Genomic DNA, 9,582 nt, shown 5'->3' with positions numbered 1-9,582 from the left:
CTCCTGGCCGGCCGCCGGCGGGGTGCTCCGCCGGTCGGCGCGTCATCGGGGAACCCGTCGCCGGCGTCCGGCGCCGCCGCGCCGGACGACGGAGCGCCCGCGGACGCCCCGTCGGCGGGGCGAGAACCGGACGACCGGCGCCCCGACGCCTCGTGACCGGGCGTCGTCGGGCTTACCGAGCTCACCGGTCAAGGGCCGTGCAGGCGGTAGTGTCACGGCCTGTGACGTGCGCCGAGGCGAGCGCCGCGATCAGATCATGACGAGGTGGAGCCCTTGACTGTTGACGTTCTCATCCAGCGGCTGGATCCCGGCCTGCCCGCGCCGTCGTACGCCCACCCGGGCGACGCGGGGGCCGACCTGATCACCACCGTGGACGTCGAGCTGCCGCCCGGGGCCCGCGCCGTGGTGCCGACCGGGGTCGCCATCGCCCTTCCCGACGGCTACGCCGCCTTCGTGCACCCGCGCTCCGGTCTGGCGGCTAGATTGGGAGTGACGATCGTCAACGCCCCCGGCACCATCGACGCGGGCTACCGGGGAGAGATCAAGGTCACCCTGCTGAACACCGACACCGAGCACACCGTGCGCCTCACGCGCGGCGACCGCATCGCGCAGCTGGTCGTCCAGCGCGTGGAGCGGGCCGTCTTCCATGAGGTCCAGGCCCTTCCCGGGTCGGCCCGCGGAGACGGTGGTTTCGGATCCACGGGCGGGTACGCAGGAGCCGTGGAGGGCCGCGCCATGGACGCGGCCGTACAGCACAACGAAGGAGCGTGAGTCGTGTTTGGACGCCGTCGTCGGGACGAGGAGCCCGAGAAGAACCTCGAGCCGACCGACGAGGAGACCGTCGCGGCCGAGGAGTCCGGAGCCGAAGAGTCCGGGTCCGAGGAGGAGCAGGAGCGCGCGGCAGTGTCCCTCGGCGGCCCCTGGGACGCCGAGACGGGCTCCATCCCCGAGATGGAGCGTGTCGACTTCGGCGCGATCCAGGTGCCCATCGGGGAGGACATCGAGATTCAGCTGAACATCGACGGGGTCGAGGAGGACGCCGAGGGCAACCCCGTCGGCGGCCAGTTCGTCGCCGTCACCGTCGTCCACGGGGAGAGCGGCCTGCAGATCCAGCCGTTCGCCGCGCCGAAGAAGAGCGGCATCTGGGACGAGCTCCGTGAGGAGATCGCCGAGGAGATCAAGCAGTCCCAGGGCGAGACCCAGGAGGCCGACGGGCCGTTCGGCACCGAGCTGCACGCCATGGTCCCGGTCGCCATCCCGGAGGAGATGCTCGACCAGGTGCCGCCGGAGATCGCCGAGCAGGGCTTCGGCTGGCAGCCGGTCCGCTTCCTCGGCGTGGACGGCCCCCGCTGGTTCCTGCGCGGTGTCCTGCAGGGCGCCGCCCTGCAGGACCCGGAGGAGGCCGCCAAGATGGAGGAGATCTTCTCCAACGTCGTGGTCGTGCGCGGTGACAGCCCGATGCCGCCTCGCGAGCTGCTCGAACTCACGCTGCCGGCCGAGGCGCAGCAGGCGATGGCCGAGCAGGCCGGGCAGGAGGAGGGCGAGGACGACAGGTCGCCGTTCAACCCTTTTGAGCGCGGCCCGGAGATCACCGAGGTCCGCTGAACCACTCCGAATCCCGTCCCTGCCGCAAGGCCAGGGGCGGGATTTCGCGTTTTCCAGCCCTGTAGTCAAATGGATGCGTACAGTGATCGCCTAGGCGTGCGAGACTGGCGACGTGTACGGAGGTGATCCACCGATGACGGAGGCGTTTGCCATGCCGCCCGATCATTACCGAACGAGCTGGACGATCGAGGAGGTGCTGGCCCTGCCGGAGAACGGCATGCGCCAGGAGCTTCTCGAAGGAAGACTGGTGGTATCCCCCGTGCCTCCCAATCCTCATCAATGGGCAGCCAAACAGCTGGAGAGGCTGTTCGACGATGTGACACCGCCCGGCCTCGTGGCGAACCGCGACGTGAACCTCCGGCTCGGAGCCGACCTCCTGATCCCTGATGTAGTCGTCGGATCTGTCGCCGCGCTCTCCGGCGCCCGTCCGTGTCTGGACGCCGCCGACGTAACGCTGGTCACCGAGATCCTCAGCCCTGGTAATACGGCGTTCGAGCGGACGTGGAAGTCCCAGCGTTATGCGGAAGGTGGCATTCCGTTCTTCGTGGAGGTCGAACTCTCCGGTGTTGTCCAGGTCGCCGTGTACGAGTTGCGGGGCCGGGGCTACGCGAAGATCGCTGCTGCACACGCGGGGGAGACGCTCAAACTGGCGGAGCCGTTCGAGTTGGGCTTCGACCCGGCCCAACTGATCGGGGAACGAGACTGAAGTCAAGCTGGGAACGGCCCATGGACCCGGGGAAGGTGGGTTCGTAGCCTGAGGGGGACGCTTACTCCGCCGCGGCGCTCGGGAGGACTCGATGGGGGCGGCTCTGACGCAGGCTCGCTGGACCCACGTCGCGCTGCCCACCGGGGACCTCGACAAGGCGATCGAGTTCTACACGACGCTGACGCCCCTGGTGGTGGTCGAGCGCTTCCAGGACGCCGCCGGTGAGAGCGCGTGGCTGTCGAACGACAAGCAGGTCGAGACGCCGTTCGTGCTGGTCCTCGTGTCGTTCAACGAGGACAGGGGCGGCCGTCTGGGGCTGCTGGCCCCGTTCGCGCACCTCGGTATCGAGGTGCCACGGCGCGAGGACGTCGACGCCCTCGCCGAACGCGCTCGCGGGCTCGGGTGCCTGCACTGGGAACCGCGTGACATGCCCGGCCCGGTCGGCTACATCTGCGCTCTGAAGGACCCCGACGGCAACGTCGTCGAGATCTCCCACAACCAGAAGGTCTTCGAGACCGTACGGCGACTGTGGGGGGACGACTCCTGAGCGGGCCCGCGTCCATCACGTGGAACGCTGCGTGACGATCGGCGCGCTCATGTGATTCCATACCCTGGGCTTTCGTTCGAAGGGATGGAACGCATGTCTGATCTGCGCAGCGCCCAGTGGTATTCGGGTCAGGACCGCAACGCCTACATCCACCGGGCCTGGATGCGCCGGGGCCTGCCCGGCCATGCCTTCGACGGGCGTCCGCAGATCGCCATCGCCAACACCGCCTCGGACCTGACGCCCTGCAACAGTCACCTCGACCAGGTGGCCGAGAGCGTCAAGCAGGGCGTGTGGGAGGCGGGGGGCGTCCCCCTCAACCTGCCCGTCGTGTCCCTCGGCGAGACGCAGCTGCGGCCGACCGCGATGCTGTGGCGCAACATGGCCGCGATGGCGACCGAGGAGATGCTGCGCGGGAATCCCGTCGACGGCGTGGTCCTGCTCGGCGGATGCGACAAGACGATCCCGGCCCTGCTGATGGCGGCGGCGTCGGTTGACCTGCCCGCGGTGGTCGTGCCCGGCGGGCCGATGCTGTCCGGCACCTTCCGCGGCGTGCGGCTGGGCTGCGGCACCGACGTCTGGCGGCTCAGCGAGGAGGTGCGCGCCGGTGAACTGTCCGAGCGCGACTTCCTGGAGTCCGAGTCGTGCATGATCCGCAGTCGGGGCCACTGCAACACGATGGGCACGGCGTCCACGATGGGCCTGCTCGCCGAGGTGCTCGGCACCACGCTGCCCGGCACGGCGGGCCTGCCCGCCCCGGACAGCCGCCTGTTCGCCCGCGCCCACGAGACCGGCCGGCTGGCCGTCGAGATGGCCCACGAGGGCCGCAGGCCCAGCGACGTGCTGTCGATTGGATCGTTCCACAACGCGATCGTCGCGCTTGCCGCGCTCGGCGGATCCACCAACGCGGTCGTCCACCTGCTCGCGATCGCGGGCCGGCTCGGCGTCCCCCTCACCCTGGACGACTTCGACCGGATCGGCGCGGACGTCCCGCTGCTCGTCGACCTTCAGCCCGCCGGCCGGTTCCTGATGGAGGACTTCCACCGCGCGGGCGGGCTACACGCGGTCCTCCGCCAGGTCCAGAACCTCCTCGACCCGGCCGCGCTCACCGTCACCGGCCGCCCGCTTGTCGACCACCTCGGCGACGCCGGAATCTGGGACCCGGAGGTCATCCGCACCCGGGAGGCGCCGTTGCAGGCCGCCGCCGGGATCGCCGTCCTGCGCGGCAACCTCGCGCCCGACGGTGCCATCATCAAGCCCGCGGCGGCCTCCCCGCACCTGATGCGTCACCGCGGGCGTGCCGTGGTGTTCGACTCGATCGAGGACCTGCACGCCCGCCTCGACGACCCGGCGCTGGACGTCGACGCCGACTCCGTGCTCGTGCTGCGCGGCTGCGGCCCGAAGGGCTACCCGGGAATGCCGGAGGTCTCGAACATGCCGCTGCCCGAGAAGCTGCTCAAGCAGGGCGTACGCGACATGGTCCGTGTCTGCGACGGCCGGATGAGCGGCACGGCGTACGGCACGGTGGTCCTGCACGTGGCCCCCGAGGCGGCGGCGGGCGGCCCGCTGGACCGGGTCCGGACCGGCGACCCGATCGTCCTGGACGTCGAGAACCGCCGCATCGACGTCGACATCCCGCAGGAGGAGCTCGACCGGCGGGAACCCTCGAAAGCCCTGCTGGACGGCGTGGCCCGGCCGCGCCGGGGCTGGGAGCGGCTGTACGTCGACACCGTGATGGGCGCGGACACCGGCGCGGACCAGGACTTCCTCATCGGCTCCTCGGGCGACGCGGTCGCCCGCGAGTCGCACTGACCCGCGGACCGACGACCTCGCGAGTCGCACCGACCCGCGGACCGACGACCCCGCGAGTCGCACCGACCCGCGGACCGGCGACCCCGCGAGTCGCGCGGTTCCAGGGCCCGCCGTCCCCGGCGTTCAGCTGAGGACGGCGGGCTCCCACGCGCGGTCCACGACCCGTACGAGGCCCCGGTCGGTCAGCTTGACCTGGGGCGACACAGGGAGGGTCAACGTCGAAATGCTCATGAAGGCGTTCCGGTTGCGCCAGCCCCACGCGTGCAGGGCGTCGCGGACCGCCGCCGAGCCGCGCGCCACCTCGGGGGCCGGCCGGTCGGACATCACCCCGCCGACCGGCAGCGGAAGCTCCACGGGTGCGGACCCAGCGGCCACCACACAGATGCCGCCGGACGCGGCGATCACACGGTTCGCCGCGGTCCTCATCATGGCCGCGTCCGTCCCGATCAGCGTGAGGTTGTGGCTGTCGTGCGCGTACGTGGTCGCGACCGCGCCCGGAGCGAGGTCGAAGCCGACCACCGGCGCGATGGTGCGCCGCCCGCTGCCGTGGTGGCGCTCGTAGACGGCCGTCACCGCGGTCCGGCCCTGCCACGCCACGACGCCGTCGCGGACGGGAAGGCGCACCTCCGCGGGTTCGGTGAACGTGTCGACCGGGTTGACGCGCATCGCCCGGAACAGGTGGTCGCCGTCGGGGAGGTCGACGCGCCAGAGCAGGTCCTCGCCGGTCAGCGGGTCGAGCCGTACCGAACGGGCGAAGGGGTTCCCGGTGGGCTCGGCGGCACCGTGCGCCTGGGCGACCGGCCGTCCGCCGCAGATCACCGCCTCGGGCGTCAGATCGTCCAGTGCGCGCAGGAGCACCAGGTCCGCGCGTCTGCCGGGGGCGACGACCCCACGGTCGTCGAGGCCCAGGCGCCGGGCCGGATGGAGGGTCAGCGCCCGCAGCACCGTGAGCGGGTCCAGGCCGCGGGCGAGCGCCACCCGGCCGATGTGGTCGAGGTGCCCGCGATCGACGATGGCGTCGGCGGCGAGGTCGTCGGTTACGAGGCAGAAGTCCGGCAGGACGGGCAGTGCCCGCAGCGCGTCGACGACCTCTGGGGTCAGGCATTTCTCCTGGAGCATGAGTGTCATCCCCAGACGGGCCTTCTCGACCGCGACCTCGGGGGTGTTCTTCGTGTGGTCGGAGTCGATGCCGGCCCACAGGTACGCGGCGAGATCGGCGCCGGACAGGTTCGGGCAGTGGCCGTCCAGCCGGACGCCGTGGCGGCGCGCCGCGGCCACGATGGCGTGCATCCGCTCGTCGCCGCCGACCACGGCACGGTAGTCCATGACCTCGCCGAGCGTCGTCACGCCGTCCCAGCCGAGCATCTCGTCGATGTCGTCGGCGGTCAGGCGGCTGCCGGCGGTCTCGAACCCGTCGAGGGCGGGCACGCAGGAGGGCACCGCCCACAGCATCGTCTGCGGTGTGGCGCGGCCCTGCTCGATCATCCAGGCCATCGCCTCGCGCCCGGCGACGTTCACGATCTCGTGCGGGTCGGCGAGGACCGTGGTGGTGCCCCGGGCCAGGGTGATTCGGGCGAACTCCCGGGGCGTCAGCAGGGAGCTCTCCACGTGCATGTGCGCGTCGATGTAGCCGGGCGCCACCAGCAGGCCGTCGGCGTCGAGCACCTCGCGGGCATCGTCCACCGGCGTCCCCGGCGGTAGCAGCGCGCGGATCCGGTCGCCGCTGATCGCCACGTCCGCAGGCCACACCTCGCCGGTGTGCACGGACACGACGCGCGCGCCGCGGATGAGAAGGTCGATGTCGCTCACGCGCTCTCCTCCGCGTAGGACGCGAGCCGCTCCGCGAGCAGGGCCGCGAACGCGTCCGCGTCGACGTCCGTCGCCACCAGTGTGGTCATCTCCCGACCGGTCCGCCCGTGAACGTCGGCGACGAGCGCGCCGCGGGTGAGCTCGCCGGCGCACTCCACCGAGGCGGCGGCGGGCGTCCACCCGAGCAGCCCGGGGCGCAGCACGGCCGCGACGGCCAGCGCGTCGTGCACCCGGGCGACCGCGACGGGGTCGCCGGTCCGGACCGGCCCGGCCGGTTCCGGCGCGGGGCCGCCATGCGGCCACCCGGCGCCCGTGAGCACGCGCCGGCGTTCCGCGGCCGCGCGCTCCCGCTCGGCCACGCGGTCCGCGAGATGCGCGAGCATCCGGCCGGCGTACGCCGTGGTGCCCCCGAGGGCGGCCAGCGCGTCGGCGCTCTCCCTGGTGACCTCGGCACGCCGGGTGACGTCCAGTGGCACGAGGCGTACCGGCGCGCCGGACTCCAGGACGTACCGCGCGGCCTCGGGGTCGGCGTGGAAGTTGAACTCGGCGGCGGCGGTCACGTTGCCCGGGACGAAGGCCGCGCCGCCCATGATCACGATCTCCCGGACCCATTCGGCGGCCTCGGGATACTGGTGCAGCAGCCCGGCCACGTTGGTGAGCGGCCCCAGGGCGATCAGCGTGCGCGTCCCCGGCCGGGAGCGCAGCTGCGCGGCGAGCCGGTGCACGGCGTGGGCGCCGCCGGGCGCCGGCGTGCGGCGCGACGCGGGCAGCGTCACGCCGCCGAGGCCGCCCGGCCCGTGCACCGGCTCGTCCGGTACGCGTTCGGGCCGGGCGAGCGGGCCGCCGAAGCCGGGCACCAGCGGAAGCGAGGGCGGCGCGCCGGCGGCGTCGAGCACCTGGGCCGCGTTGGCGGTGGCCTGGGCGATCCCGACGTTGCCCGCCACGGTGGTCACGCCCTCGACCGTGATCTCGTCGGAGGCGAACGCCAGGAGTAGCGCGATGGCGTCGTCGATGCCGGGATCGCAGTCGATCAGTACGGGGACGGGCGTCACCCCGACACCTCACGCGCGAACCGCTGGATCCACGCGTCCCGGTTCTTGGCGATCAGATCCAGGTCGGCGGGGCCGTACCCGGCGCGTTGCGGGTCGGCGGCGGCATCGCCGGCGACCTTGGTGAGCAGCTCGGGCACCTTGGCGCCCTTGTTGACGGGCTTGTCGTAGTACGCCTGCGCGGCGCGGGCCTGCACGCCGGCGTCGAGCAGGTAGTTGATGAACTTCTCCGCGCCCGCCTTGTTGCCGGCGCCCTTGACGAGCTGCACGGTGTTGGCGGTCAGGAACCGGCCCTTGGCGGGCGGCACCCACGCGACGGGCTTGCCGGCCTTGACCAGGTCGACGGCGAACAGGTCCAGCCCCGGCGCCATCACGACCTCACCCCGGTCGAGCAGGCTGGTCAGCTCGGTGCTGCGGGTGAAGAACTTCAGGACGTCCGGCTTGAGCTCCTTGAGCTTGCGGAACCCGGTGTCGGCGTCGGTGGGCCCGGTGCCGAAGGTCTGCCCGGTGGCGAGCAGGAAGGTCGGCCCGCCCGAGACCGAGATGTCCGGGATGGCGATCTGTCCCTTGTGCTTGCCGTCCCACAGCCCCTGCCAGGACGATGCCTCGGCCTTGCTCACCTTGTCGGTGCGGTACAGCGTGCCGAGGAGCTGGTACGTGTAGGTCGGGCCGTAACCGGCGGGGTCCTTGGCGAAGTCGTAGATCTTCGACAGGTTGGGCACCGCCGCCGGGTCGATCTTGTCGAACAGGCCCTGCTGCCGGCCGATCGTGCTGAAGTAGTCCGAGATCATGACCACGTCGGTGGTCGGGTTGTTCTTGTCGACCCGCAGCTTGGTCAGCCGGTCGGCGTTGGCGCCGGTCTCGACGGTGACCTTGATGCCGGTCTGCTGCTCGAACGGCTTCACGACCGTCTGCTCGAACTGCTGCTCGCCGAATCCGAACGTGCTCACCACGAGCTTCTTCGGGTCGGAGGTCGGCTTGCCGGCGCAGGCCGCCAGCGTGCCGGCCATCACGAGCGCGGCCAGGACGGCCGGCAGCTGTCTTCTCATCGGGTATCTCCTGCGGTGGCGGGAACGGGGGCGTTTTCGGGAAGGTGGATGAGACGGTCGCCGGGCAGCAGCACCCGGACCTCGTCGCCGGGACGGATCTCCGCGGCCGTGGTGCCGAGCACCGTCTGGTCGCCGGCCCGTACGGCCACGAGGCAGTCGGTGCCCCGGTAGGTCACACGGGCGGCCGTGCCGGACAGCAGCGTTCCGCCAGGCGGCTCCTCGCCGGCCGCGAGGACACGGACGTACTCCGGCCGGATCGTCACCGGACCGTGGCCGGGAACGGTGAGGAAGTTCTCGTAGCCGAGGAACTCGGCGACGAAGCGGCTCGCCGGCGCGGGGAAGACGTCGCGCGGATGACCGAGCTGCTCGAGCCGTCCGTCGCGGAGGATCACCATCAGGTCCGCGAGTTCGAGGGCCTCGTCCTGGTCGTGCGTGACGAGGACGGCCGTCACACCGGTCTCCCGCTGGACGTTCAGCAGCTCCTGCCGCATCTGCACCCGCAGCCGGGCGTCCAGGTTGGACAGCGGCTCGTCCAGCAGGAGCACGGAGGGCCGGATCACGATCGCGCGGGCCAGTGCCACCCGCTGCTGCTGCCCGCCGGACAGCTCCCGGGGGCGGCGCTCGGCCAGGTGTGACAGGCCCACGAGCTCCAGGGCCTCGCCGACGCGCCTGCGGGTCTCCTCCCGCCCGGCCTTGCGCATCCGCAGCCCGAACGCGACGTTCTTGGCCACCGTCAGGTGGGGGAACAGGGCGTACGACTGGAAGACCATGCCCAGGTTGCGGCGTTCGGGCGGCAGGCGGGTCGCCTCGGCGCCGTCCAGCAGGATCCGGCCCCGGGTCGGCGCCAGGTACCCGGCGATCATCCGCAGCGTCGTGGTCTTCCCGCAGCCGCTCGGGCCCAGCAGCGCCGTGAACTTCCCCTCCGGCACCGTGAGGTCGAGATCCTGGACGGCCGTCACTCCGCCGAACTCCCGCGTGACGCCGTCGAGCTCCACCGGATTCACCATG

The 9,582-nt window shown here is 72.0% G+C and carries 9 protein-coding genes; 5 read left to right on the top strand and 4 right to left on the bottom strand.

The genetic code is table 11. The features are described from left to right. Nucleotides 1-273: 273 nt before the first annotated feature. The 5 genes from dut (at nt 274) to NE236_RS32735 (ending at nt 4,667) form a co-directional block, all read left to right on the top strand. Nucleotides 274-771: a dUTP diphosphatase gene (dut, locus tag NE236_RS32755; RefSeq protein ID WP_252846082.1), complete on the top strand. Its 498-nt coding sequence runs from the start codon at nt 274-276 to the stop codon at nt 769-771. A gap of 3 nt (nt 772-774) precedes the next feature. After that, nucleotides 775-1,605, top strand: coding sequence for a DUF3710 domain-containing protein (locus NE236_RS32750; RefSeq protein WP_252846081.1), 831 nt, complete (start codon nt 775-777; stop codon nt 1,603-1,605). A gap of 133 nt (nt 1,606-1,738) precedes the next feature. Further along, nucleotides 1,739-2,311: a Uma2 family endonuclease gene (locus tag NE236_RS32745; RefSeq protein WP_252846080.1), complete on the top strand. Its 573-nt coding sequence runs from the start codon at nt 1,739-1,741 to the stop codon at nt 2,309-2,311. Between the two features lie 91 nt (nt 2,312-2,402). After that, entirely contained in the window at nt 2,403-2,858 is a 456-nt protein-coding gene (locus tag NE236_RS32740) for a VOC family protein (RefSeq protein WP_252846079.1), read from the top strand. 93 nt (nt 2,859-2,951) lie between these two features. After that, nucleotides 2,952-4,667, top strand: a complete 1,716-nt coding sequence (locus tag NE236_RS32735; RefSeq protein WP_252846078.1) for an IlvD/Edd family dehydratase — start codon at nt 2,952-2,954, stop codon at nt 4,665-4,667. A gap of 123 nt (nt 4,668-4,790) precedes the next feature. On the opposite strand, the gene NE236_RS32730 is transcribed toward NE236_RS32735, so the two are convergent. The 4 genes from NE236_RS32730 to NE236_RS32715 are packed head-to-tail and all read right to left on the bottom strand — an operon-like array spanning nt 4,791 to nt 9,581. Beyond that, nucleotides 4,791-6,476 (bottom strand): adenine deaminase, encoded by a 1,686-nt coding sequence (locus NE236_RS32730; RefSeq protein ID WP_252846077.1) that lies wholly within the window; start codon nt 6,474-6,476, stop codon nt 4,791-4,793. Further along, complete coding sequence (locus NE236_RS32725) at nt 6,473-7,528, bottom strand: nucleoside hydrolase (protein WP_252846076.1); 1,056 nt, start codon at nt 7,526-7,528, stop codon at nt 6,473-6,475. The genes NE236_RS32730 and NE236_RS32725 overlap by 4 nt, the downstream gene beginning before the upstream one ends. Continuing rightward, the gene (locus NE236_RS32720; protein WP_252846075.1) at nt 7,525-8,574 is read right to left on the bottom strand and encodes an ABC transporter substrate-binding protein; all 1,050 of its coding nucleotides are present in this window, start codon (nt 8,572-8,574) and stop codon (nt 7,525-7,527) included. Before NE236_RS32720 ends, NE236_RS32725 begins: the two co-directional genes overlap by 4 nt. After that, nucleotides 8,571-9,581, bottom strand: coding sequence for an ABC transporter ATP-binding protein (locus NE236_RS32715; protein WP_252846074.1), 1,011 nt, complete (start codon nt 9,579-9,581; stop codon nt 8,571-8,573). Before NE236_RS32715 ends, NE236_RS32720 begins: the two co-directional genes overlap by 4 nt. Between the last annotated feature and the right edge of the window lies 1 nt (nt 9,582).

It is taken from the genome of Actinoallomurus purpureus, assembly GCF_024055795.1.
GTDB lineage: Bacteria > Actinomycetota > Actinomycetes > Streptosporangiales > Streptosporangiaceae > Actinoallomurus > Actinoallomurus purpureus.
The sequence above is the reverse complement of the archived record's forward strand: the minus strand, read 5'-3'. Positions and strand labels throughout refer to the sequence as shown.